Raw genomic sequence first — 24435 nt, forward strand, 5'->3', positions numbered from 1 at the left:
AATGAATATAAACGAACTATTGGGAACCATTGGAAAAACAGATGAATCGGATAAAATTTCTTATTCAGCAGGAGTAATTATGGCGCAAAGCCTCAAAGACATTGGTTTTGACGAAATAAAATACGATGATTATCTGGAAGGAATGAAGTCCGTTTTCAATGATTCCTATCCCAAAATCACGCAAAAACAGGCCATCGCCATTTTTCAAAACTACGTTGCTTTGCTTCAAGAAGATTTAAAAGAGAGAAATGCCGAATTGGGTAAAGAATTTTTAAATAAAAATGCCCAAAAGGAAGGTGTAATCACGCTCGAAAGCGGTTTGCAATTCGAAATTCTGGTGCAAGGAAATGGAGAAATCCCCACTATTAATGATGTCGTGAGAGTCATTTATGAAGGTACTTTATTGAGCGGTGACGTTTTTGATTCCACAAAGGAAAGCGGTGCCATCGACATGAACGTGGCGCAAACCATTTTGGCTTGGCAAGAAGCGTTATTGCTGATGCCGGTGGGTTCTCGCTGGAAATTATACATTCCGCATCATTTGGCTTATGGAGAATATGGCGCACAACCCATGATTCAACCCAATTCCACACTAATTTTTATTATTGAATTGTTGGAAATAGTGTAATATAAATCTTGACTTTTTCAAATGATGACTAAAAATGATTATAAATACGCCTCAATTTCCTTGCTGTTGATAAACATCTGGACTTCGTATGTCTTTTTTGGTTATTACACTAACGCTGAAATGCTTAGAGGATTTGGACTCTTGTCTTTTTTTATTTTTAGCGTATATTTTGCTATTGGAATGGGAATTATTTTATTCATTTCTAGATTTCTTTATTTTAAAAAAGACAAAAAGAATAAATTGATAAATAATTTTTTCTATGTTTTTACTGGTATCTTTAACATTAATCTTTTTATAATTTGGATAGTAACCAGCATCTTACAAATGTTGAGTTTGGATTATGATACTATATTTTTTCCAATTTTAAACCTACTCATTTCAACATTAATTTTTATTGATATTTATAAATTCAGAAAAATAAACAATAGAGAATTAAAATAATTCCAATGAAATACCTAACCGAATACCGAAATCCAGAACTCGTAAAACACTATTTGTCGGAGATAAACAAGATTGTCACGAAACCTTGGAACATCATGGAAATTTGTGGTGGTCAAACCCATTCCTTGGTCAAAAACGGCTTGTTGGATTTGCTTCCAAAAGAAGTTCGAATGATTCATGGCCCAGGTTGCCCGGTTTGCGTCACCCCTATTTCATTGATTGACAAAGCCATCGAACTCTTGAAACAAGGCGTTATTGTTTGCTCATTTGGCGACATGATTCGAGTTCCGGGTTCAACAAAAAGTTTATTGCAAGCCAAAGCCGATGGCGGTGATTTGAGAATTTTGTATTCCCCTCTCGAAGCCGTAAATATCGCTGCTGAAAATCCAGACAAAGAAGTGGTTTTCTTTGCCGTTGGTTTTGAAACTACCGCTCCAAGCAATGCGCTTTCCGTTATTCACGCCGCAAAATTAGGTCTAAATAATTACTCTATTTTAGTGTCTCACGTCTTGGTTCCGCCCGCAATGGAAGCTATTTTGTCGGATGAGTTTTGTACCATCGACGCCTTTTTGGCGGCGGGTCACGTTTGCACGATAATGGGATTGGACGAATACCATCCCATTGCTGCGAAATATAAAATTCCGCTTGTGGTAACAGGATTTGAGCCTGCCGATTTGGTTCAAGGCATTTATCACGCCGTACTTCAATTAGAAAATGGGGAATATTTTGTGGACAATCAATACAAAAGATTGGTCAAGCCAGAAGGAAATGTTCGTGCCAAAGAAGTGATTTATGACGTGTTCGAAATAGGTGAACAAGAATGGCGCGGCATTGGGAAAATCCCGGAAAGTGGTTTTGTCATGACCGAAAAATACAAAAAATACGATGCCAACAAAAAATTTTCCATTGAAGTAATCCATAGTAAAAAAGATATAAACTGTATTGCGGGAGAAATCTTGAAAGGCACCAAAAAACCACACGAATGTCCTGAATTTGGTAAAAATTGCAAGCCTTCAAATCCTCTTGGAGCTCCTATGGTTTCCTCTGAAGGAGCTTGTGCCGCTTATTACCATTACTCAATTTAGAAAATTATGCTTGGATTTTTCATCACGGCCTACGCTGGCTTGGAACACGCTTTTGAAGCCGATCATTTATTGGCGGTCAATAATTTGGTGACCAACAGAAACAAAATGAATGAAGCCATTAAAGATGGAATTTATTGGGGAATTGGACATACACTCACCATTTTTGTGGTAGGGATTTTCATGATTGGTTTCAAAGTGGCCGTCAGCGAGCATATTTTTAATTATCTGGAAGCCACTGTTGGATTGATGTTGGTTTTTTTGGGAATATATCGCTTGTCAAAATTGTTTAAAAAGAACACGCATACCCACACTTATTCCCACAGTCACACACTTTCCAATTCAAATTCCGTGAGTCATTTGCATTCCCACACTTATTCGCATTCGCATTACATAACGGTTTCTAATCACAGTCATCCCAATAATTTGAATACTTTTAGTGCCGCTTTTGGCGTAGGCTTGGTACACGGTTTGGCGGGAAGTGGTGCTCTTGTGGCCTTGGTGCTGACACAAATAAAATCGGCAACGGAAGGATTAGTATACATCTTGATTTTTGGAATTGGTTCCATATTGGGGATGTTTATTGCCTCGGGTTTGTTCAGCATTCCCTTCAGTAAATCAGTTTTAAAATCTAATAAACTACAAATCGTTCTCATTACAGTTTCTTCGCTTCTTTGTGTTTTTTATGGCAGTCACGTCATTTATGACAATATTTTTAATGCCTGATAGTGAATTTTCCTTGTTTTCTAAATTGGAAATTTTATTAAATTTGTCTAAAACACTGTCTAATGGAAATCCAAATCGAAGCCGTCCAAATTGCAGAATCCTTCAATATCAAGAAATTCCGAGCTGAATTCCGTGCCGAAACCTTTTCGGGATCCACTTCAGAAGTATTTTATGCCTTGACGGAAAACAATCGTTATTTGTATGTGTTTGATTATGGCGTGGTGGTTTTTGCCAATTACGATGCTGTCGCCAAAAGTGAATTCATACAATTCATGAGAAATTACGCCATTACATTGGTCAATTTGGATTTATCCGAAGAATACCGAATCGTTGTGGACGAAAAATTGAACAAGATTTTGGTTAAAAATGATTTTGTTTCCGTTCCTCAAATTGACTCTTCCCTATTGCGAATCGTGATGCTCAATATAGGGCAATCGGTCGCATTGGAACATTATGAAGTCTTGACGGATGAACTCATTTCGTCTTCCAAACATTATATCATGGAACTGGAAAACCGTGGTAAACTGAGTATTTCCAAAAAAGATTTGCTTAAATACATTGGCCGAGTTTTGAATGTCAAAAACAGTATTGTTGATAATTTATACATTTTGGACGATCCCAATTTGGTTTGGGACAATGAAGAACTCAATTTGTTGAATCGCAACCTTAAGACTAATTTTGACATCAATCCCCGTTTCAAGGATTTGGATTATCGGCTTCAAATTGTCGAAAATAATCTCACCCTTTTTACGGATGTTCTCAACGTTAGGGAAAGTTCCCGATTGGAATGGATAGTTATCATTTTAATTGCCCTTGAAATCGTAATTGCCTTATTTTTTCATTGAGAAAATGATTTTCCAATTTCCTCCAATGTCAAATTAGAAATCACGGATTTATTTGCATTCAAAATATCGGTTTCACTGGCAAATTCATCTTCTTTTTTTATTAAAAGCCAGGCATTTTTCTGTTTTATTTTTAATCTCACCAAGGCAAATTCGCCTTTCAATTTTTTGCCGTTCAGGATAAAACTCAAATGTCCGTTTTGTAAGCCGGATTTAAACTTGGTTTCAACGGACTCTGTTTTTTGTTCGTCAGCTAAAGTGTAAGTTCCGTTATCCCAAACAATGACATTTCCAGCACCGTAATTTCCTTCAGGAATGGTTCCTTCAAAATCCTTGTATGAGTACGGATGATTTTCGACCATAATCGCCAGCCGCTTTTCCCCTGGATTCATTGATGGCCCTTTTGGAATGGCCCAACTTTTCAAAACACCATTCATTTCAAGCCGAAAATCATAATGCAAGTGCGATGCGGCATGTTTTTGTACTACAAAAATTAATTCATTTTTTGATTTTTTAATCTCGCCTTTGGGTTCATTGGTGGAATTAAAATTGCGTTTAAGGTTGTATTTACTTAAATCCATTGTCTTGGGGATTAGCATTAAAACTAACGTAAAAGATACAATTTTTAAATTTATTTCCTGTAAGAATGCCTGATATAAACCAAAAAAGAGGATGCCCTTTAAGAACATCCTCTTTGTAAACCTGTGAATTTGAATTAATCCTTCACGCCTAGTTTGGTCAAAATATCTTCCATCAAACACCATTTGGTGATGGAGGATTGCAACAAATTGGCTCCTACAAAGGCGGTAAACCACAACCAATTTTGGTCAACATAAATGGACAATAATAAACTTATCAGTATAAAAGTTCCTGCAACGGCTCTAACAATTCTATTTTTCATATTTTTTATTTTTTATTTTTTAATTTGATTTTTCAACACATAAAACGGATACATGGATATGCGATGCTGATTTTTGCTTGGTATTAAAAGCATCAACCAATTCGAAAAGATGGTCTACTTTTTCATTATCCACAAAGGCATAAAACAGCACCGATTCATTTTCGCTCATTTCGGTGGCAAACCAATTTTTCTCCATCAACTCCTCTGAACTATCTTTAAATCCCGCCACATCTTTGTAAGAGAATGACCTAACATTCGACTTTTTTAGAATCTGTTTGATGTCTTTTTCAAATTCCTTAACGGCAACAATAATAAGTAATTTCATGTTTTTGGCTTTTTAAAGTTCTTTATTTTCTTCAGAAGAATCAGTGTTGGTTTCCCATTTTTTTCTCTCTGTGATGTAATAAATCAAAGGCACTACAAGCAAGGTCAATACGGTCGAAACAATGGCTCCGGCAACCAATGAAATGGCCAATCCCTGAAAAATTGGATCAAACAAAATGATGGAAGCTCCAATAACGACCGCTCCAGTTGTCAACAAAATTGGCGTTGTTCGCACCGCTCCGGCTTCGATGATGGCTTGTTTTAAAGGCACGCCATCGTTCAGTCGGATTTCGATAAAGTCAATCAACAAGACCGAATTTCGAACCATCACTCCTGCCAAAGCAATCATTCCGATAAAAGAAGTGGCCGTAAAATAAGCATTCAACAACCAGTGACCCAATACAATCCCAATTAGCGAAAGCGGAATGGCCAACATCATCACCATCGGCGTTTTGAAGTTTTGGAACCAACCCACAATCAGCATATAAATAATCACGATGACAACCATAAAAGCCACACCCAAATCACGGAAAACCTCCAACGTAATTTGCCATTCGCCATCCCATTTTACGGTAAAATCGCTTTCGTCCGTAGGTTGTTCCATATACAATTCGTTGACTTTGTAACCTGCTGGCAGTTTTATTTTGGCCAGTTTTTCGTTCATTCCCAAAATGGCATACACTGGACTTTCTAATGCTCCAGCCATATCGGCGGTAACATAAACCACGCGTTTTTGGTCTTTTCGGTAAATGGTTTTCTGCAAAGTGTCTTGAACCACTTTTACCAAATCGCTCACCGGAATCATATTGCCTTGACTGCCCTTGATTTTCAGGTTTTCGATGTCCTGCAGACTCGTTTTGTCCTTGTCGTCCAGCGAAAGCACGATGCCCACATTGTCGTTGGAATTCTCGTCATACAAATTAGAAACGGGATATTCTTTCAACAAATACGTCAGATTCCCCACTATTTGTTGTGGTGCAATTCCGTTCAGCATTGCTTTTTCTTTATCGACTTCCAGTTTGTATTCGGTTTGGTTGTCTTCTACCATCCAATCGATATCGACAATATCCGAAGTGTTTTGTAAAATAGTTTTCACCTGATTCGCCACTTTAATCTGGTCTTTGTAATTCGGTCCATAAATTTCGGCCACCAAAGTCGATAAAACTGGTGGTCCCGGCGGAACTTCAATCAGCTTCACATTCGCACCATATTTCTTGGCAATCTTCTGAATTTCCGGACGCATTTCCTTGGCGATGTCGTGACTTTGCAAATCACGTTCTTCTTTGTGCAACAAATTCACCTGAATATCCGCCATATTGCTACCACCACGCATATCGTAATGACGCACCAATCCGTTGAAAGTAATCGGAGCCGAAGTCCCAATATAATTCTGGTAATTCACCACTTCGGGTTTGGTCGAAAGATATTGCGCAATTTCTTTGGTCACTGCCGAAGTTCTTTCCAAGGTGGTTCCTTCGGGCATATCAATCACGACTTGAAATTCGTTTTTGTTGTCAAAAGGCAACATTTTCACGACCACCGATTTGGTAAAAAACATCGTCACCGAACCAAACAATAATACCACGGTCACGGCCAAAAGGATTTTCCTTTTCGCACTGCTTTCCAATAAAGGTCTTTCAAGTTTGTTGTAAATTTTATATACCCAACTGGTTTCCATTCCTGCTTCGTGTTTGTGCTCTTGCTCCTCTTTTTCTTGTAGCAAATGATAGCCCAAATAAGGCGTTACGGTCAAGGCCACGAACAGGGACAACAGCATCGCTATCGAAGCGCCAATCGGCATCGGACTCATATAAGGCCCCATCATTCCGGACACGAAAGCCATTGGTAGAATAGCCGCAATTACAGTGAAAGTTGCTAAAATCGTTGGATTTCCAACCTCGTTTATCGCATAAATAGCCGCTTGTTTAAAGGGCAGTCGCTTCATCTTGAAATGACGGTGCATATTTTCGGCAATGATAATACTGTCATCGACGACGATTCCCACTACGAATACTAGGGCAAAAAGAGTAATTCGATTTAACGTATAACCCAATAAATAATAGGCAAACAAGGTCAAGGCAAACGTCAACGGAACGGAGAAAAACACGACCAATCCGCCTCGCCAACCCATTGCCAAAATCACCAAAATCGTTACGGCAATAATCGCAATGCCCAAGTGCAACAACAATTCACCCACTTTGTCCGAAGCGGTTTCACCATAATTTCGGGTTACTTCCACGTGAACATCATCAGGAATCAAGTTTTTCTTTAAATGCTCGACCTTGTCAATAATTTTCTCCGAAATTTTCATCGCATCTGCCCCTTTCACCTTTCCGATGGAAATCGTCACGGCAGGATATTCCGATTTGGCGGTTTTGAATTTCTCGTTGGCTTTGCCATAACCAAAAGATACATAACTTCTGGGCGTGGACGGCCCGTCTTGTACCGTCGCCACTTGTTTCAAATAAACCGGCATATTTTTGTTGACGCCCACCACCAAGTTTTCCACGTCTTCCGAATTCGATAAAAATTGTCCGGTTGTAATCAAATATTCTTGGTCATTTTGTACAAAACTACCCGATTGCGAACTGCCGTTGTTGGCTTGAATCATTTGCATAATACCCAAAGCATCAACACCGTTTTCGGCCATTTTATCCTTGTCTAAAACGACTTTTAGTCCACGATTTGCACCTCCAATTTCCTTGGTAATCGCCACGTCTTTCACTTTCTCGATTTCCGAAGTCACTTCTTCGGCAATCTGGCGCAACTGGAAATCATCTTGTTTTTCGCTCCAAAGCGTCAATCCCAACATTGGCACATCGTCGATGGAACGGGTTTTTACCATTGGTTTGTAAACACCTTGCGGAAACATGTCTTCATGTTTGGCCAACTCGTCATACAATTTCACGTAGGAACGCTCCACGTCTTGTCCCACATAAAACTGGACAATCAACATCGCTTGGCCATTCATTGCCATCGTGTGAACGTGCTCCACACCTTTGATGTTGGAAATAATTTTTTCCAATGGTTTTGCCACGCGACTTTCGACTTCTGTAGGACTTGCACCTGGATAACCTACCATTACGTCGGCCATTGGGACATTGATTTGCGGTTCTTCTTCCCTTGGAATTAGAAACGAACTGTACACGCCAATAATCATCAAGGCTACCATCAATAAAATGGTGAGTTTCGAATTGATGAAAAAATGGGCTATTTTACCTGAAATACCTTCTTGCATAATTTTATAATTTGAAAATGTGGAAATATGGAAATTTGAAAATGCTGTATCGCACAAATCATTTTCAAATTTTCAAATTACCTCATTAATTAATTGACACTTTAACTCCGTTATACAATTTGCCGTCAGCCGAGACAATATATTGTTCGTTAGCCGACAATCCAGATAAAACCTCTACTTGATTGCCAAAGATTTTTCCAATGCGCAACCATCTTAAAATGGCCACATTTCCTGTTCCTATCGTATAAATTCCGGTTAACTGTCCTTGTTTTACCAAAGCGTTTTCAGGGACTAAAACCTTGTCGGTTTGAACTGTTTGCGTTTTGTTTTCAACTGGGAACTGGACGTTGACAAACATTCCTGATAAAATGGAATTGTCGGTTTTGTCTAAATTCACTTTTACCAAATATTGTCCACCCGTATTGGTTGCAGACAAACTCACTTCGCTTACTTTTCCGTTTAGCGTTACGTTGGAGGATTTTACCAAAACTTTCACCGTCATTCCTTTTTTGATGGAAGCAATATCATTTTCTGAAACCATCGCTGTTACTTGCAATCTTGAAGCTCCTTCCACACTAACTAAGGGCATTCCCGGATTCGCCATATCGCCTTCTTTCACGAAAGTGTTGGTCACCGTTCCCGAAAATGGAGCCGTGATATTCGAATAGGAAAACTGCGCCAAGACTTCGTTTCGCATTTGTTTGGCGCCTTCCAAGCCGGCTTTCGCCATTTCGTAACGAGCCGTCATATCGTCCAATTCTTTTTGGGAAGCCGATTGTTGTTTGAACAAATTCACGAAACGATCGTAGTCTTTTTTGGCATTGTTGTAACCCGCAGTCGCTTGCAGAATACTGGCGTCTACTTGTGCTTTTTTGGCCAGTAAATCGCTATTGTTGATGCTGACCAACAATTGTCCGGCTCCTACTTTTTGTCCCACTTTCACGTGAATTTTGGTCACGTAACCCATCATTCGAGTGCTTAGATTGGCACTGTTTTCGGCTTCGATTTTTCCGCTGGCCGTCACGAACGGGCTGTTGTTGTTTTCAGAAACACCGCTAACTTTCACTGCTATGGCAGGTTCTTTGATAATTTGTTCTTTTTTGTTTTCTCCACAAGAAGTTAAGAAAACTACTGATATTGAAAGGATTGCTATTATTTTTTTCATAGTTGTTATTTTTATTGCATACCTGGCAGGTTTTAAAACCGTTAAGTATAATCCTATTATTTGGTTAAAAATTGTAAATATTGTTGGGTAAAATTATATTCGAAAACGGCTTGCAACAACTCCAGTTCTTTTTGGAACATTTGGGTTTCGGTTAGCAATAAATCTGTCGTTTTTTCAAGACCTTGGCTGAAACGGTTGCTTCTAATTCGGTAAGCTTCTTGTGATTGTTCCAAGGCCAATTTTTCTAGATTTACCTTGTTTTCGGCATCTTTCAACTGACGATTGATTTTGTTGAGTTCCAGTTGGCTTTGGGATTTGTATTGTTGGTTTTCCACTTCGGCTTTTTGGAAATCGGCTTTGGCTTTTTCCATTTTTCCAATGGATTTGTAACCATCGAAAACTTTCCAGGACAATTGTGCACCCACCAAATAACCTTGTGCATTCGTTCCAAAAAGAGTGTCGTCATACATTTCGTAACTTCCAAAAGCATTCAAAGTAGGCAGGAAATTCATTTTGCTGGATTGATACATTTTGGCATAAGCTTCGGAAGATTTATTCATTGCCAAAATGTCTTTTCTGTTGCTCGAAACTGTTGTATTTATACTTGAAATGGAAATGGTGTTGTCTAACTCTTCCAGTGGTTTATACACTTTATTCGTATTGTCTTCGTTGAGAAGAAAAGCCAAATAATCGGAAGCGTTTTGCACATTGCTTTTGGCATATTGCAACTGGTTTTTGATTTCGTTGACACGAACCTGAACCGATAATAAATCCGTTTTTTGAAGAATTCCTTGTTTGAAATAATTTTCTACCAGTTTCAAATTGGCATTAGCCGTGGCATTTGCTTTTTCCAAAACTTTTACGGCTTTGTACGCCAATTGCAATTGCATAAAGGATTTGTTGACCTCCAATGCTAAATATTCCGTGGTGCGTTCGGTTTGCAATTGATAAGCTTCCATTTTTGATTTGGCGGCTTGACGTCCGTACAATCCGTCCATATTGATTAAAGGCTGCAACACTTCAATTTTGGTCGCGTAATTTTGGGTTGCGGCAGGATTATTTAGCAATGCCGGATTAAAATCAGAAGCTGTTAAGACCTCCTGATTTAATTTAGACCCAAAAGCCATCAACGGATTTGTCGTGGAAATGGCAGTGTGCGAAGCCGAAATACTGGGCAAAAACAAGGCATTGGATTGTCTGTAATCAGCTTGCGCCGATTTGAATGCCTGATTGGCAATTTGGAGTTGCAGGTTCTTGTCGTTTGCTTTTTGCCAAATATCATTTTTGGAAATCGTCAAGGTGTCTTGACCAAAACCTAATGTCGAAATGGAAATGGTTCCAAATAGCAATAGTAAATTAATTTTCCTCATAATTGTTTTATCTAAATTATGGGCAAAGATATATTCAGCAAAAAAGTTGTTCAGTAACAAGTGTTACATTACAATGATTTTATGGATTTAATATTCTCACATATCATATTTTTTTTATATATTTAAGCATTATTTAAAAGTCCAAATAATTGTCTATTTCTTGAATTATGAAAAAGAAACTTCCAACTTATGAAGATTTACAAGAGAAAATTAAAATTCAAGAGTTAGAAATTAATAACTTATTGGAGTTTAAACAATCGATAAATAAATCTGAAAATAATTTTTTGAAGGAGACTCAGGCTATTGCCAAAAGTAAAAGGACCTTAGATAAAATCATCCAAAATGAAAAGCGTTTTCGTGCATTATTGGAAAATAATGAAGGCATTGTCTTTTTAATCGACGAGAATTTAAATACCATTTTTCGCAACTCATCAGCCATACGAATCACGGGATGGAACCATAAAGAGTTTGAAATAATTTCTACCAGAAAATACGTTCATCCCGACGATGTTCAAGTATTGGAAAAAACACTCCAAAAAGTATTGGAAAATCCAGGTTGTTTATTTTCCATTTTAATGCGAGTAAGGCATAAAAAAGGCCATTACATTTGGCTGAAAGGTTCTATCAATAACTTGCTTTCCAACCCAGAAATTAGAGGCATCGTAACCAATTTGGAAGATGTTACCGAAAGCAAAAAAACAGAAGAAACACTCAAGGAAGAAAGAGATAAATTTGCAAAAATAGCATCCACATCTCCCGGTTTAATTTATTCGATGCGCCAAAATAACGACGGTTCATTGACATATCCCTATGCCAGCGATGCCGTTGAGGATATTTATGGATTTACCTATCCAGCCATCGAGAACGACTCCAATAAAATATTTTCATTGATACATCCTGATGATATAGAATATGTCATGAAGAGCATTTATGAAACCAAAACTAAATTAATTCCGTTAAGAGGAACCTATCGTTACCTGCATCCCAAAAAAGGATTAGTTTGGCACGAAGTCAATTCATTGCCTGTAGTGGAACCAGAAGGAACCGTAATTTGCCACGGAATTATTACCGATGTCACCGATAGAATTTTGGCAGAGCAAAAAATAATTAAAGCAAATCGACTTTATTTATTTATCAGCCAGATCAATCAAATGATTGTTCGTGTCACGGATGAGCAAACACTGTTTAAAGAAGCTTGTGATATTGCCGTAAATTTAGGAAAGTTTAAAATGGTTTGGATAGGCTTGATAAACGAAGACACGAAGGAAGTAATTCCCACAATGGTTGCAGGAGAGGATAATGGATATTTGTCAACAATAAATAGAATTACGGTAGACGATAAACCTGAAGGAAGAGGACCTACTGGAACTGCTTTGCGAGAAGAAAGATATACCATTTGCAATGATATCGAAAATGATTTGCGAATGTCGCCGTGGCAAAATGATGCATTAAAAAGAGGCTATTTGTCTTCGATGTCATCACCCATCAAAAAATTTGGAAAAGTAATTGGAGCTTTTACTTTTTATGCCGGAGAAAAAAACTTTTTTGATTCAGAAGAAATTGCATTATTAGAAGAAGCAACGGGAGATGTCTCTTTTGCATTAGAAAATATTGAAAAAGAAGCTCTTCGAAAAAAAGCAGAAGTTTCTGTCTTAGAAAGCGAACAAAGATATCAAACACTTACCGAAGTTTCACCCGTAGGAATTTTTCGTACTGATGCTTACGGAAGCACAACTTATGTTAACCAACGTTGGTGTGAAATTGCAGGAATCTCCTATCAGGAGGCAATGGGCAAAGGCTGGCTTAGAGCCGTACATGTTGAAGACAGTGCTAAATTATTTGAAGGATGGATGTATTCCACGTCCAAAAAGGAAAGATCAGAATCCGAATATAGATTTGTCAGACCTGATAAATCAATTGCTTGGGTAATAGGTCAAGCCATCCCGGAACTCAATTCCGACAATCAAATTATTGGCTATATCGGAACCATAACTGATATTACGGATCGTAAGCTCGCGGAAATAAATGAAAATAATGTGCATCAAAAAATGGAAGCTATTCTGGATGCGATTCCGGATTTGCTTTTTGAAGTTGGAATTGATGGCAGGGTTTATAATTACCATTCCAGACGAGAAGAATTATTGGCGATGCCACCGGATTTATTCCTTGGAAAAAGATTCTCCGACATATTGCCTTCAGAAGCGTCCGATATATGTTTAGCGGCAATTAATGAAGCGCATGAAAAAGGATTTTCAACAGGAAAACAGTATACAATAGAGTTACCGGACGGAAAACATTGGTTCGAACTTTCAGTTGCTCCCATGCAAGATACTGAAGATTACAAGGCTCATTTTATCATCCTTTCGAGAGATATCACTGAAGCAAAAAAATCGGATTTTGCACTTCAAATCAGCGAGGAAAGACTTCGTGGTTTATTAAATAATCTCGATGCCGGCATTATTGTTCTGGCATCGGACAATTCCATTATTTTTTGCAATCACGAAGCATCAGAATTGATGGAATTAGAAGTTGACAAAATAAACGGGAAATTACAAATAGATTTAAACCGGTCTATATTTAGTGAAGATGGTTCTAAAATGGATTTAGAAAAAGATCCCGCACTAATCATAAGGCAAAGCAAACAGCCTTTAAAAAATTATATGATAGGTTTAGAAAGAAAAACCAATGGTGAAAATATTTGGCTCTTGGTCAGTGGTTTTCCAATTATTGATGAAAATGATGAAATAACGGAAATAGTACTTTGTTTGATTGACTTCACTGAGCGCAAGTTGATGGAAACAGAATTAATAAAAGCCAAAGAACTGGCCGAATCAGCCAATAAAGCCAAAACGGATTTCTTGGCCAATATGAGCCACGAAATCAGGACACCATTGAACGGAATCATCGGTTTTACCCATTTGTTGATGGAGTCAAATCTAAAAAAGAAACAGGCAGAATACATGGCCACGGTCAATGAATCAGCTAATTTATTGATGCATATTGTCAATGATGTTTTAGATTTTTCTAAAATCGAATCTGGAAAACTAGAATTAAATTTAGAAGAAGTCAATCTGTATAAACTAACCAATCACGTTATTGATTTATTTAAATACCAAGCCGAGAAAAAAAATATAGAACTAACACTAACCATCAATAAAAAAATTCCACAATATGTTTTTGCGGATTATGTGCGGTTAAAACAGATATTGGTTAATTTATTGAGTAATGCCGTAAAATTCACAACTTTTGGAGAAATCAGATTGGAACTCTATGATATTGAAGTGTCAGATAAAGAATGGGCATCCATAAAGTTTTCCGTAAAAGATACCGGTGTGGGCATAAAAGAAGGCAACAACGAAAAAATATTCAAATCCTTCATGCAGGAAGACAATTCCACAAACAGAAAATTTGGAGGAACGGGACTAGGTTTGGCAATTTCCAACAAACTTTTGGGACTTATGGATAGTAAATTGGAACTGATAAGTCATTATGGCGAAGGAAGTGATTTTTTCTTCACGATTAAATTTAGAAAATCAAAACACGTAAAAATAAAATCAGAACTTTTAGATGTTTCCAAAAGCAAAAAGGCAATACCGGAAATAGTTCTTAAAGATAAAAAAGTTTTAATTGTCGAGGACAATAAAATCAACATGCTTTTGACAAAAAAACTAATTAGCACCATAATTTTTAATTGTGCCATTTTTGAAGCCACCGATGGAAATGAAGCCATAGAAAGATATAGTCAAGAAAAACCAGATCTCATCCTGATGGACATTCAAATGCCCAATAAAAATGGTTACGAAGCCGTAAAAGAAATTAGAAAAATAAAAGATGCGGTCAATACACCAATAATTGCCTTGACAGCAGGAATAATGTCAGGAGAAAGAGAAAAATGTATAGAATCAGGAATGAATGATTACCTGCCTAAACCAATAATTAAAAAAGATTTAGAAGAAATTATTACCAAATGGCTCAAAAAGTAGGCCTCACTTAATTTCCCAAAAAAGCCTCGTCAAATGGTATGGGTATTTTCTTTTCTGATTACCATCTAGCTTTGTATTCTTTCTTTTTTAAACCAAACTTCTTGATAGCGTGTTTTTTAATGTGTGCCACTAAATCCTCGACTGAATCAGTTACAAACAACAATTGCATGTCTTCAGGACTAATGCTTTCGTGTTTAACCATCATGTCAATGTGTTGGCACAAATCTTTATGGTATTCTGTGTCAAAAATCACGACAGGAAAGCCCGCAATCATTCGGTTTTGGATTAAAGCCAAGGCTTCAAACAGTTCGTCTAACGTGCCAATTCCTCCCGGCATAACCACAAAAGCAAAGGAATATTTGACAAGAATCACTTTTCGAACAAAAAAATGGGGAATATAAATCCATTTGTGAAGATACGGATTCGGTTTTTGCTCCACGGGAAGCACAATATTGCAACCCACGGAATAACCACCAGCTTCATAAGCGCCTTTGTTGGCAGCTTCCATAATTCCGGGACCGCCTCCCGTCATTACGGTAAAACCCAGTTTTGCCATGGCTGCACCAATTCTTTCGGCATCTTTGTAATGATCCATTTCAGGACCAAAACGTGCCGAACCAAATATGGTCACACAAGGCCCAATAGGATGCATTTTTCGAAAAGCCCGAATAAAAGTGAAGAGCACTTTAAACATAAAGACCAATTCCTTAAACCGCGACAACGGCCCTTGGACAAATCGGGATTCGCTCTTTGAAAGTCTGTAGTGTGACGTCTTTTTCATGGCTTCATAAAGTTAGTGAATAGTTTTATAACTTACAAAAACTCAAAAAAATATTGCCTAAATTACATCTGAAAGCTATAAACAAAAATAACTAGCTGTATTATTTATGAGACTATTGAAGATTGATCCAAAATCAAGGAACCAAACTTTGCACAACTTGTTAAATTGATTTAACGATCAATATTAATTCACCTTTTTATAACTCCAAACCGCAATTCCATTCAAGGCAAAAGCATACAAAACAATAAGAAAAAAAGGTCTCGAAATATCCCAAAACGTTGCACCTTTAAGCATTACCATTCGAATAATCTCCACAAAATAACGTATTGGATTAAGCAACGTCACGTTTTGTGCCCATTGAGGCATACTTTCGATAGGCGTAAATAATCCGCTCATCAAGATGAAGATAACCGAAAAAAACCAAGCAATAAACATCGCTTGCTGTTGGGTATCGGAATTGTTGGAGATGATTAATCCAATGCCGAGAATAACCAACAAATATACTGAAGTAAAAAAATAAATCAAGCCAATGCTTCCCAAAATGGGAACGTTAAAAATGACTTTGGCAATGATTAAACCCACGGTCAAAATCATCAATCCCAAGACCCAAAACGGAAACAATTTCCCGATGATAAATTGGTGCTTTCTTATGGGCGTCACGTTAATTTGTTCCAAGGTTCCTATTTCTTTTTCCCGAACAATATTCATCGAAGATAAAAAAAGCGTGATCATAGTTACCAGCAACACCAAAATTCCCGGAACCATAAAGGTTTTGTAGTTCAAGGTATTGTTGTACCAAAACGAAGGAATTGTCACAATATTCACGGGCTGAATGTAGGAAGCCTCATTGTATTGATACAGTTGGGTTTGGATTTTTTGGTTAAAACCCGTTATGATTTGCGAAATATAAACACTCTCCACTCCTGCCGCAGCACCGTCAATGGCGTTGATGCTTACCGAAAGATTTGTTGTTTTTTCGGTGATTAAATCCCGTTCAAAATGGTTTGGAATTTCGAGAATGACATCCACTTTTCCGGTTTGCATTTGCAGGTTAGCCTCTTTCTTGGAAGAAAAACTTTCGACAACATTGAAATATTTCGAAGCTTCAAATTTTGAAATCAATTCCCTGGAAGCCACGGAATGATCATTGTCTATATACGAAAACTTGATGTTCTTGATTTCAAAACTGGCCGCATTTGATAAAATAAGCAATTGCATCAGTGGCAAAACAAATATAATGGGAAGCATACCTTTGTTTCTAAAGATTTGCCGGAACTCTTTTTGGATGATGAATAGTATTGTTTTCATAAATGGGAAGCTGATATTCACGGATTATATTTTGTCTTTTCTCTATCTCCTACTCTAATCTTATTTTATATTTCTTGACACTTATGGCAAGGAAAAACACCGTCATGGCAACCAGAATCAGGGTCTCTTTCCAGATTACGCTGAGGGTTGCTCCTTTGAGCAAAATCGCCTTGATGATGATGATAAACCACTTGGCAGGAATAATGTTGCTGATGATTTGCAACGGCAACGGCATACTCGAAATAGGGAAAATAAAACCCGAAAGGATGATGACGGGCAGCATTAATCCCATCAAGGAAAGCATCATCGCGGTTTGTTGCGAATTGGACACCGTAGAGATTAATATGCCCAATGAAAGTGCCGTTGTGATGAACAAAACGCTTTCGAAAGCCAATAAAAACAAATTTCCTTCAACTGGCATTTTGAATACAAAAAAGCCCAAAAGCAAAATAATTGTGGCGTTAATGATAGATAGAAAAATATACGGAAACACTTTGCCAATTATGACTTGAAATGGTTTTATGGGAGAAACCAACAATACTTCCATCGTTCCCAATTCTTTTTCTCGAGTGATGGAAATCGACGTCATCATAGCCGAAACCAACATCAAAATGATGGTCATCACGCCGGGCACAAAGTTAAAAACACTCTTTAATTCGGGGTTGTAGTAAAGTTGGGTTTGTGTCTGTATTTGATGACTTGCCTTGTTGTTTTTATTGATTTCCTGGGTGTAATTTTGCAAAATGGCGTTGACATAATTAGCAATCGTATTGGCTACATTGGGGTCAGTGGCATCGGTTATGACTTGTACTTTAGCTTGCTTTTGGATTTGCAAATTCTTGATAAAATCGGTTTCGAAAACCAAAACGGCTTTAACTTTTCCTTTTTTGAAAACACTTTCTATTTGGTTTTCGTTGCTAATTTCCTCATTGATTTTAAAATAGCTGGACGAACTGATTTTGTTGATTATTTTTTGCGTTTCGCTATCCTTTGATTTATCTAAAATCGCAATATTCACGTTGTTGATTTCGTTGGTTATGGCAAAACCAAACAACATAATTTGGGCTATTGGCATCCCGAAAAGAATGAACATAGTTCGCTTGTCACGAAAAATGTGATAGAATTCTTTTGTTACAAAACCGATGAATCTTTTCATATTGTCATTGTGAGGAACGAAACAATTTCATCCTCATTTTAAATTATTTCATACTGGAAATTATTCCACATTTCTAGCCAATTTCAAGAAAACATCATTCATTGAAGCTACATTATACTTGTTTTTCAGGTTTTTGGGAGTATCTAACGCTTCAATCACTCCTTCGACCATTATGGAAACCCTGTCACAATATTCGGCTTCGTCCATATAATGCGTGGTCACAAAAATAGTGGTTCCCTTGTTGGCTTCGGCATAAATCATTTCCCAAAATTGTCTTCGGGTAATCGGGTCAACACCTCCGGTTGGCTCATCCAAAAACACGATTTTAGGTTCGTGCAACAAGGCTACCGAAAAGGATAATTTTTGTTTCCATCCCAATGGCAGTGAGCCTACGAGTTTATCTGCCACTTCATCCAGTTCCAGTTCTTGAATTAATTGCGCCGTCTTTTCCTTGATTTGAACCCTGCTCAATCCATAAATTCCACCAAAAAATGTGATATTTTCTTTGATGGTTAAATCATCGTACATTGAAAATTTTTGGCTCATGTAACCAATGCTTCTCTTAACCAGTTCAGTATTATTTTTTACGTCAAATCCCGCAACCAAAGCTACTCCAGACGAAGGTTTTGATATCCCGATAAGCATTTTCATCGCTGTGGTTTTTCCGGCACCATTGGCTCCGAGAAATCCAAAAATTTCTCCTTTATAGACATCAAAAGAAATGCTATTGACCGCCGTGAAGCTGCCAAATTGCTTGGTCAAATTTTGAACTGCTATGATTTTTTCTTTCTTCATTTTTTAGCCACTAATTTCACTAATTAGCACAAATTTTTTTGGCCACAGATTACACGGATTAAACGGATTTCTGTTGTTTTTTAACCACAAATTGCACAGAATTTCACAAATTTATTTTGTATTCGTAATTCCTAATTTCTAATTCGTAATTATTTACAAGTCCATAAAAACGTCCTCAATTGTTGGTTTTGAAACGCTGATTTCTATTTCGGAATGCTGCTTTTTTTCCAGATAGATTTCCAAATCTTTTGGATTAAAATCGGCATTTTTATCGATATAATGAATGAATTCCCCAAAAGCAAAAACACTGTATTGATTCGGATAATTTTTCAAATCCAAAATTAATTGGTGCATATTGTTGGTTCGGACATCATAAATTATTTTGTCATAATTTTTGATGATATTTTCGGGAGAATCAATTTTCAGGATATTTCCTTTTTGGATGAGCGCAATTCGTTCGCAGAGCGCAGCCTCGTCCATATAAGGCGTGGAAACCAAAATCGTGATGCCTTTTTGCTGCAATCGCTTGAGCATTTCCCAAAATTCTTTGCGCGAAACCGGATCGACTCCCGTGGTGGGTTCGTCCAGAAACAAGACTTTGGGCTTGTGAATCAAGGCGCAACACAAGGCCAATTTTTGCTTCATCCCACCCGAAAGTGCTCCTGCTCTTCTGGTTTTGAATGGTTCAATTTGAATGTAAATATCCTTGATCAAATCGTAATTTTCTTCAATTGTTGTTCCAAAAATGGTGGCGAAAAAAGACAAGTTTTCCTCCACGGATAAATCTTGGTACAAAGAAAATTTTCCAGGCATATACCCTACAGAATTTCTAATAGATTTGTAATCTTTTACCACATCAAAACCGGCAACGGTTGCCGAGCCTTCATTGGCCAATAAAAGCGTGGTCAAAATCCTAAAAATGGTTGTCTTTCCTGCTCCATCCGGTCCAATCAATCCAAACAGCTCCCCTTCTTTTACATCAAAAGAAATGGCTTCAACAGCTTTGATTTTGTTGTAGGATTTGGAGATGTTTTGGACGGTTATACTCATATTTTTTTTTCTAATCTCTATTTAATCCACATTTCGGCAGGCATTCCTGTTTTTAAACTGCCATCATTTTTTACTTTCACTTTTACGGCATAAACCAAATTTACCCTTTCTTCCTTGGTTTGGACAATTTTCGGAGTGAATTCTGCCGAAGAGGCAATCCAAGAAATGGTTCCGGGAAAGGATTTCATTTCTTTTTCGGCATCTATTTTTACGGTTACTTTTTGACCCATTTTTATGTTTGATAATTGGGTTTCGCTCACATAAACCCGAAGCGTCATTTCTGAAATATCGGCTATTTTGTAGATGGGTTTCCCGAAAGCGGTTACTTCGTTTGGCTCTGCATATTTGGCTAAAACTGTTCCTTTCATTGGGTTGATGATTTTGCTTTTCTCGATTTGGTCGTTAATTTTTTCAATCTGGAAATCGATGGATTTTGCTTCGTTGACGATGGGCGCATTTTGGGTTTGCACGCTTTTTATTTGCTCTTGAATGACGCTTACTTTTCCGTCAATTTCATCCACTTGACGTTTGGTTGCGGCATTTTCGGCAAACATGTTTTGGATTCTTTTTTTCTCGATTTGTGCCGTTTTCAGTTGTTCCTGCAACACTTTAATTTGCGACAGAACATTGGCCGATTTGGAATAAACGGTACTTTTTGAAGCCAATAATTGTTGTTTGTTGAAATGCAATTGGGTTGTGTTGATCAAACCAACTTGGTTATTGGGTTCCAAAATATCGCCTTCTTCAAGTTTTAAATATTCGATTTTCCCGTTTGCTTCCGCCGAAATGGTAATTTCTGTTGCTTCAAAATTCCCGTAACCATCGGCTTTGTCGTTGTTTTTGGTGCAGGAGATTAGGCTTGCAAGCATTAAGATTGGGATTATTTTTTTCATGTTTCTTCTATTTTTAGTTTCCTTTAATAACTTGATAATTTGCCTTGGCCAAAGCCAATTGAATTTCGTGTAACTTTTGATTGGTTCGCGCTTCAAATAAATTCGTGAATTCCACCAAATATTCGGAAGTGGTTATCACACCGTTTTTCAATTGAGAATTGGCCGATTTTTCGACATATTCTCTTAAACCAATAATTGCTGTATCGGTTTTGATGATTTCTTCTGTTTTTTTTATTTCGTTCTCCATTTCCTGCAATTGCAAGGAATTGTTGAGTAAAAAAGTTTCTTTTTCAGTGGCGACAATATCGGCTGAAACCGTCAATGCGTCTTTTTCGGCTTTGGATTTGTTCCAATCAAAAACATTCCAATTGGCTCTCAATCCCACCATAAAAATGGGTTGATACGAATTATCGACCATATTCAATCCGGGATTTCCATAACCAGCAATCCCGAAAGCATTTATTTTTGGTAAATTATTTTTAGAGATAACCATTTTCGAAGCTTCAATTTGCTGGTTTTGCAATTCGAAATATTTCAATTCCGGCCGATTTTTTGCCGTGTTTTCTTCCGTGATTATTGTTGGTTTTTGCAAAACACTGGTTTCAGGAATCGTCGTATAAGTCAAGGACGAAAGATTTTCGAACAAGCGTTTTTGATCGAAATGAATTTCAGAAAGTTGTTGTTTTATTTTCAAATTCTCGGCTTCCAATACTTTTTCGGAAGCAGGAAGAATGGCTCCAAATTTGATTCCAGCATTGACTTCTTTTATTTTGGAAACCAATTGTTCTTGTTTGTAAATCAGGATTTCTTTTCGCTCCTGCAATAGTAAAATTGAGAAATACAACTGGTTGATTCTGGTCTTGATTTGGTATAAATTGACTTCAACTTGTTGTTGTTGGGTTTTGGTTTGCGCCTCTTTCAGCTTGGTGTTGGCATCAATCAATCCGCCATTATAAATGAGTTGGTTGACATCAAAATTAGCTCGATATTGGTCTTTGTTTAACGGTTCGAGAACTGGATTTGGAATCATGGTCACTTGATTTTGGTAGCTTCCTTGGGCAACCAAATCTATTTTGGGAAGTTTGCCGGTTTGCAATGCATCTACTTCGTAATCAGATTTTTGCTGCAACAATCCAATTTGTTTGGCTATGGGATAATTTTTATTGGCCAAAGCATAACACTCTTCCAAGGTCAATGATTGCTGTGCATTGGAAAAAAATGCAGCCAATAAAAAGGATATGATTAATATTCGTTTCATCTTTTTATGGAATTTATAATTTGTTCGGCAATGCTGGTTTTTCGTTCTTCCATCATTTGATTGAATTCTGCATCCGAAATTTGCAACATTCCTTTGGCCAATATCTGTGCGGCAAAAGGAAAAACGGTCATCGAAAAAACATCCATCAAAAGCTGTTTTGGATTGACGGGTTTAATGATTCCGTCGGCGATTTCTTTTTCGATTTGAGTAATCAGCAAGGTGGGATTGGGTCTGTTTTCATTGTTTAAAAAGGACATGACAAACGCTGGATTGTTGTTCATTTCCTGGATTATAAATTGCGGTAAATAGGGATTATGAATTACAAATGAAATGTAGCTGTGCGTGAATTTCTTGATTTTATCAAAAACACTTTCTCCAGATGTGAAGATTTCTTTGATTTGTGGTGCCAATTGACTGAATGCATTCATGAAAACGGCTTCAAAAAGTAATTGTTTGTTCTTGAAACAATAATGTAGCATTGCTTTGTTGATACCTGCTTCATCTGCTATTTCCTGCATTCTGGCTCCTGCGAATCCTTTCTTTTGGAATACAATTCGAGCAGCATTGAATATTTTTTCTTCAGTTGTCATCGTGATTTAACTATGTGGTTTAACCATTTGGTTAACAAAGGTAAATAAAAAAAGTATTCCGTGATGAAATACTTTAATTCATAGGAAATTATTTTTTTTGAAATTCGATAAACAATTCAGAATTGGCTCTTGGCGCAATTGAATTGTGGCAATTCTCCATAATTTTAAAGTCGAAATAATCTTTAAATAATTGCTCATATTCGATTTGGGTTCCACCAAAAGGAGGTCCAGAATCAAAAATTTTATTGAACAACAATCCAACTAATTTTCCTTTTTCTGTCAAAAGTTGGTACATTTTCGACACATATTCTTCACGTATTAAGGGTGGCAAGGCACAGAAAAAAGTTTGCTCAATAATCAAATCATAACTTCCTTGATGCTCAAAGAAATCACCTAAAACAATGCTTATATTGGTGTTGTCTTTGAATTTTTTTTGGAGATTTTTTACTAATGTTGGTGCTATATCTATCACGGTAACATTGGTAAAGCCTTGTTCCAATAGATATTCTGCTTCATAAGTATTGCCGCAACCTGGAATCAAAATGTTGATGTGCTTGTCCTTTAAATTGTCCACATATTTTTTTATTGGTGGAGAAACTTGGCCTAAATCCCAACCAGTTGCATTGGATATGTATTGTTTGTCCCAATATTCTTGATCCAATATTTTTTCACTATTCATAATATTCCATTTTATAATCGCCAACGTGTTTTTCGTTTTCTAAAATCATTTTCTTGTGCTTGAAATAGTTGAACACGCCAATTAAAAAAAGGACGAACGAACTGGTGAAAAAAAAAATTCAATGGCAAAACTGAGTTCTACTTTTAACAAACCTTCCAAACTTAAAGCTGCTATAAAAAATACATCGAAGTTCGCAGAAATGCCAAAAAAGTCGATTGATTGCCAAAATTGTTCTTTGCATAGCCAATCGTTCTCTTAAAATAAGGTCTTTATTTAGAGACTTTTCAATCATTTATTCTTTTTTTTTCGTGTAGAAAGTCCAAAAGGCAAATACAAAGGACAAAAACTGATAAAACTGGTTGCTACCATTACTGTTGCCAAAATACCTAAAACTAATGCCAATGTGCCTTCAACTGTTTTGGTGTAAAACAAAACGGCAACTACAAGAGCAAATAGAATACGAATAATTTTGTCTGTTGAACCCATGTTTTTTTTCATGATTTTCGAATTTTGTTGGTTAATTATTAAAGTTTTTTTGGTGATTTCACGAACATGTTAAATAGTAAACCTCCCATTAATGCTCCATACAAAGTGCTGTTTAAAGGTTTTGAGGTTATGGCACAAGTTCCTGTAACACAGCCTACATAATAGTAGTAAAGATAGCCTGCGATGGCACCAATTATAATTCCTGTTGCCGTGATAATAATTGCTTTCTTGCTCATTAGTTGCTTTTTTCAACAATGGTTTTTATGATTTCATCTTTGGTCAAAACACCGGATTGTCTCCATAACTGTTTTCCATTTTGAAACAAAATCATTGTTGGAACACCGCGAACTTGGTATTTTGATGATAACTGCTGGTTTTTATCCACATCGATTTTTAGTATGGTAATGCGTTCTCCCAAACTGTCTTTTACCTCTTTTAAAACGGGAGCCAGCATCTTGCAAGGACCACACCAAGTGGCAAAAAAATCAATCAAAACCGGTTTTTCCGATTGGATAATATTTTCGAAACTATTGCTCATTTTTTAGAATATTTATTGTTGGGAATGGCGCAACCATTTGGCCCACAGCCTAAATTAAAAATCGCTTGAAATAAAAAAAATAAACCGAAAGCAATAAAAAACCATTCATGGGTAGTGTAAGCTTGAACGAACAAAAACAAGGCAAATGCCAATCTAACCCAACGCATGGCGTGCCAATTTGTAAAAAGTATTTGTTTCATT

The 24435-nt window shown here is 37.0% G+C and carries 24 protein-coding genes; 5 read left to right on the top strand and 19 right to left on the bottom strand.

Annotated features, from left to right (window positions below; genetic code table 11):
* The first annotated feature begins 1 nt into the window (after position 1).
* From C0430_RS03575 to C0430_RS03590, 4 genes are all read left to right on the top strand, one after another.
* Positions 2 to 628 carry an FKBP-type peptidyl-prolyl cis-trans isomerase gene (locus C0430_RS03575; RefSeq protein WP_290865559.1) on the top strand — a complete coding sequence of 209 codons (627 nt, stop codon included), beginning with the start codon at positions 2 to 4 and terminating at the stop codon, positions 626 to 628.
* A 446-nt stretch (positions 629 to 1074) separates the two neighbouring features.
* Complete coding sequence (hypD, locus tag C0430_RS03580; RefSeq protein WP_290865561.1) at positions 1075 to 2154, top strand: hydrogenase formation protein HypD; 1080 nt, start codon at positions 1075 to 1077, stop codon at positions 2152 to 2154.
* Between the two features lie 6 nt (positions 2155 to 2160).
* A complete protein-coding gene (locus tag C0430_RS03585) occupies positions 2161 to 2877 on the top strand; it encodes a sulfite exporter TauE/SafE family protein (RefSeq protein ID WP_290865563.1) in 717 nt (238 codons plus the stop codon).
* 62 nt (positions 2878 to 2939) lie between these two features.
* Positions 2940 to 3722 (top strand): RMD1 family protein, encoded by a 783-nt coding sequence (locus tag C0430_RS03590; RefSeq protein ID WP_290865564.1) that lies wholly within the window; start codon positions 2940 to 2942, stop codon positions 3720 to 3722.
* Here C0430_RS03590 and C0430_RS03595 read toward each other — a convergent pair.
* The 6 genes from C0430_RS03595 to C0430_RS03620 form a co-directional block, all read right to left on the bottom strand.
* Positions 3716 to 4300 (bottom strand): DNA polymerase ligase N-terminal domain-containing protein, encoded by a 585-nt coding sequence (locus C0430_RS03595; protein WP_290865566.1) that lies wholly within the window; start codon positions 4298 to 4300, stop codon positions 3716 to 3718. The two genes, C0430_RS03590 and C0430_RS03595, sit on opposite strands and share 7 nt — an antisense overlap.
* A 134-nt stretch (positions 4301 to 4434) precedes the next feature.
* Positions 4435 to 4620 carry a DUF2892 domain-containing protein gene (locus C0430_RS03600; RefSeq protein ID WP_290865568.1) on the bottom strand — a complete coding sequence of 62 codons (186 nt, stop codon included), beginning with the start codon at positions 4618 to 4620 and terminating at the stop codon, positions 4435 to 4437.
* A 19-nt stretch (positions 4621 to 4639) separates the two neighbouring features.
* A complete protein-coding gene (locus C0430_RS03605; RefSeq protein WP_290865570.1) occupies positions 4640 to 4945 on the bottom strand; it encodes a hypothetical protein in 306 nt (101 codons plus the stop codon).
* 12 nt (positions 4946 to 4957) lie between these two features.
* Positions 4958 to 8182, bottom strand: a complete 3225-nt coding sequence (locus C0430_RS03610) for an efflux RND transporter permease subunit (protein ID WP_290865572.1) — start codon at positions 8180 to 8182, stop codon at positions 4958 to 4960.
* An 85-nt stretch (positions 8183 to 8267) separates the two neighbouring features.
* Complete coding sequence (locus C0430_RS03615) at positions 8268 to 9347, bottom strand: efflux RND transporter periplasmic adaptor subunit (protein ID WP_290865574.1); 1080 nt, start codon at positions 9345 to 9347, stop codon at positions 8268 to 8270.
* A 56-nt stretch (positions 9348 to 9403) separates the two neighbouring features.
* Positions 9404 to 10717, bottom strand: a complete 1314-nt coding sequence (locus C0430_RS03620; RefSeq protein WP_290865576.1) for a TolC family protein — start codon at positions 10715 to 10717, stop codon at positions 9404 to 9406.
* A 167-nt stretch (positions 10718 to 10884) separates the two neighbouring features.
* Between C0430_RS03620 and C0430_RS03625 the strand changes: the two genes are divergently transcribed.
* Complete coding sequence (locus C0430_RS03625; RefSeq protein ID WP_290865578.1) at positions 10885 to 14700, top strand: PAS domain S-box protein; 3816 nt, start codon at positions 10885 to 10887, stop codon at positions 14698 to 14700.
* Positions 14701 to 14758: 58 nt separating this feature from the next.
* Here the strand turns inward: C0430_RS03625 and C0430_RS03630 are convergent, their stop codons facing one another.
* The 13 genes from C0430_RS03630 to C0430_RS03690 form a co-directional block, all read right to left on the bottom strand.
* A complete protein-coding gene (locus tag C0430_RS03630) occupies positions 14759 to 15481 on the bottom strand; it encodes a TIGR00730 family Rossman fold protein (protein WP_290865580.1) in 723 nt (240 codons plus the stop codon).
* Between the two features lie 183 nt (positions 15482 to 15664).
* Positions 15665 to 16789, bottom strand: a complete 1125-nt coding sequence (locus C0430_RS03635) for an ABC transporter permease (protein WP_290865582.1) — start codon at positions 16787 to 16789, stop codon at positions 15665 to 15667.
* A gap of 49 nt (positions 16790 to 16838) precedes the next feature.
* Positions 16839 to 17945 carry an ABC transporter permease gene (locus C0430_RS03640; protein WP_290865584.1) on the bottom strand — a complete coding sequence of 369 codons (1107 nt, stop codon included), beginning with the start codon at positions 17943 to 17945 and terminating at the stop codon, positions 16839 to 16841.
* A gap of 60 nt (positions 17946 to 18005) precedes the next feature.
* Positions 18006 to 18740: an ABC transporter ATP-binding protein gene (locus C0430_RS03645; protein ID WP_290865586.1), complete on the bottom strand. Its 735-nt coding sequence runs from the start codon at positions 18738 to 18740 to the stop codon at positions 18006 to 18008.
* A 153-nt stretch (positions 18741 to 18893) separates the two neighbouring features.
* Positions 18894 to 19790 (bottom strand): ABC transporter ATP-binding protein, encoded by an 897-nt coding sequence (locus tag C0430_RS03650; RefSeq protein ID WP_290865588.1) that lies wholly within the window; start codon positions 19788 to 19790, stop codon positions 18894 to 18896.
* A gap of 17 nt (positions 19791 to 19807) precedes the next feature.
* Complete coding sequence (locus tag C0430_RS03655; RefSeq protein WP_290865590.1) at positions 19808 to 20683, bottom strand: HlyD family efflux transporter periplasmic adaptor subunit; 876 nt, start codon at positions 20681 to 20683, stop codon at positions 19808 to 19810.
* A 13-nt stretch (positions 20684 to 20696) separates the two neighbouring features.
* The gene (locus C0430_RS03660) at positions 20697 to 21941 is read right to left on the bottom strand and encodes a TolC family protein (protein ID WP_290865592.1); all 1245 of its coding nucleotides are present in this window, start codon (positions 21939 to 21941) and stop codon (positions 20697 to 20699) included.
* Positions 21938 to 22531: a TetR/AcrR family transcriptional regulator gene (locus C0430_RS03665; RefSeq protein ID WP_290865594.1), complete on the bottom strand. Its 594-nt coding sequence runs from the start codon at positions 22529 to 22531 to the stop codon at positions 21938 to 21940. Before C0430_RS03665 ends, C0430_RS03660 begins: the two co-directional genes overlap by 4 nt.
* Positions 22532 to 22619: 88 nt before the next feature.
* Positions 22620 to 23210, bottom strand: a complete 591-nt coding sequence (locus C0430_RS03670; RefSeq protein ID WP_290865596.1) for a methyltransferase domain-containing protein — start codon at positions 23208 to 23210, stop codon at positions 22620 to 22622.
* Positions 23211 to 23498: 288 nt separating this feature from the next.
* Positions 23499 to 23708: a DUF2892 domain-containing protein gene (locus tag C0430_RS03675; RefSeq protein WP_290865598.1), complete on the bottom strand. Its 210-nt coding sequence runs from the start codon at positions 23706 to 23708 to the stop codon at positions 23499 to 23501.
* Positions 23709 to 23734: 26 nt separating this feature from the next.
* Positions 23735 to 23932, bottom strand: a complete 198-nt coding sequence (locus tag C0430_RS03680) for a DUF6132 family protein (RefSeq protein WP_290865600.1) — start codon at positions 23930 to 23932, stop codon at positions 23735 to 23737.
* Positions 23932 to 24234 carry a thioredoxin gene (gene trxA / locus C0430_RS03685; protein WP_290865602.1) on the bottom strand — a complete coding sequence of 101 codons (303 nt, stop codon included), beginning with the start codon at positions 24232 to 24234 and terminating at the stop codon, positions 23932 to 23934. The genes C0430_RS03680 and trxA overlap by 1 nt, the downstream gene beginning before the upstream one ends.
* Entirely contained in the window at positions 24231 to 24434 is a 204-nt protein-coding gene (locus C0430_RS03690; protein WP_290865604.1) for a hypothetical protein, read from the bottom strand. The genes trxA and C0430_RS03690 overlap by 4 nt, the downstream gene beginning before the upstream one ends.
* Position 24435: the final 1 nt, after the last annotated feature.

The sequence above is a fragment of the Flavobacterium sp. genome (assembly GCF_013823965.1).
Taxonomy (GTDB): domain Bacteria; phylum Bacteroidota; class Bacteroidia; order Flavobacteriales; family Flavobacteriaceae; genus Flavobacterium.

Coding starts and splice junctions, on each gene's coding strand:
- C0430_RS03590 (WP_290865564.1), top strand. CDS start 2,940: ATGGAAATCCAAATCGAAGCCGTCCAAATTGCAGAATCCTTCAATATC.
- C0430_RS03620 (WP_290865576.1), bottom strand. CDS start 10,717: ATGAGGAAAATTAATTTACTATTGCTATTTGGAACCATTTCCATTTCG.
- C0430_RS03595 (WP_290865566.1), bottom strand. CDS start 4,300: ATGGATTTAAGTAAATACAACCTTAAACGCAATTTTAATTCCACCAAT.
- trxA (WP_290865602.1), bottom strand. CDS start 24,234: ATGAGCAATAGTTTCGAAAATATTATCCAATCGGAAAAACCGGTTTTG.
- C0430_RS03615 (WP_290865574.1), bottom strand. CDS start 9,347: ATGAAAAAAATAATAGCAATCCTTTCAATATCAGTAGTTTTCTTAACT.
- C0430_RS03665 (WP_290865594.1), bottom strand. CDS start 22,531: ATGACAACTGAAGAAAAAATATTCAATGCTGCTCGAATTGTATTCCAA.
- C0430_RS03605 (WP_290865570.1), bottom strand. CDS start 4,945: ATGAAATTACTTATTATTGTTGCCGTTAAGGAATTTGAAAAAGACATC.
- C0430_RS03630 (WP_290865580.1), bottom strand. CDS start 15,481: ATGAAAAAGACGTCACACTACAGACTTTCAAAGAGCGAATCCCGATTT.
- C0430_RS03655 (WP_290865590.1), bottom strand. CDS start 20,683: ATGAAAAAAATAATCCCAATCTTAATGCTTGCAAGCCTAATCTCCTGC.
- C0430_RS03670 (WP_290865596.1), bottom strand. CDS start 23,210: ATGAATAGTGAAAAAATATTGGATCAAGAATATTGGGACAAACAATAC.
- C0430_RS03575 (WP_290865559.1), top strand. CDS start 2: ATGAATATAAACGAACTATTGGGAACCATTGGAAAAACAGATGAATCG.
- hypD (WP_290865561.1), top strand. CDS start 1,075: ATGAAATACCTAACCGAATACCGAAATCCAGAACTCGTAAAACACTAT.
- C0430_RS03640 (WP_290865584.1), bottom strand. CDS start 17,945: ATGAAAAGATTCATCGGTTTTGTAACAAAAGAATTCTATCACATTTTT.
- C0430_RS03690 (WP_290865604.1), bottom strand. CDS start 24,434: ATGAAACAAATACTTTTTACAAATTGGCACGCCATGCGTTGGGTTAGA.
- C0430_RS03600 (WP_290865568.1), bottom strand. CDS start 4,620: ATGAAAAATAGAATTGTTAGAGCCGTTGCAGGAACTTTTATACTGATA.
- C0430_RS03645 (WP_290865586.1), bottom strand. CDS start 18,740: ATGAAGAAAGAAAAAATCATAGCAGTTCAAAATTTGACCAAGCAATTT.
- C0430_RS03625 (WP_290865578.1), top strand. CDS start 10,885: ATGAAAAAGAAACTTCCAACTTATGAAGATTTACAAGAGAAAATTAAA.
- C0430_RS03675 (WP_290865598.1), bottom strand. CDS start 23,708: ATGAAAAAAAACATGGGTTCAACAGACAAAATTATTCGTATTCTATTT.
- C0430_RS03635 (WP_290865582.1), bottom strand. CDS start 16,789: ATGAAAACAATACTATTCATCATCCAAAAAGAGTTCCGGCAAATCTTT.
- C0430_RS03650 (WP_290865588.1), bottom strand. CDS start 19,790: ATGAGTATAACCGTCCAAAACATCTCCAAATCCTACAACAAAATCAAA.
- C0430_RS03680 (WP_290865600.1), bottom strand. CDS start 23,932: ATGAGCAAGAAAGCAATTATTATCACGGCAACAGGAATTATAATTGGT.
- C0430_RS03585 (WP_290865563.1), top strand. CDS start 2,161: ATGCTTGGATTTTTCATCACGGCCTACGCTGGCTTGGAACACGCTTTT.
- C0430_RS03660 (WP_290865592.1), bottom strand. CDS start 21,941: ATGAAACGAATATTAATCATATCCTTTTTATTGGCTGCATTTTTTTCC.
- C0430_RS03610 (WP_290865572.1), bottom strand. CDS start 8,182: ATGCAAGAAGGTATTTCAGGTAAAATAGCCCATTTTTTCATCAATTCG.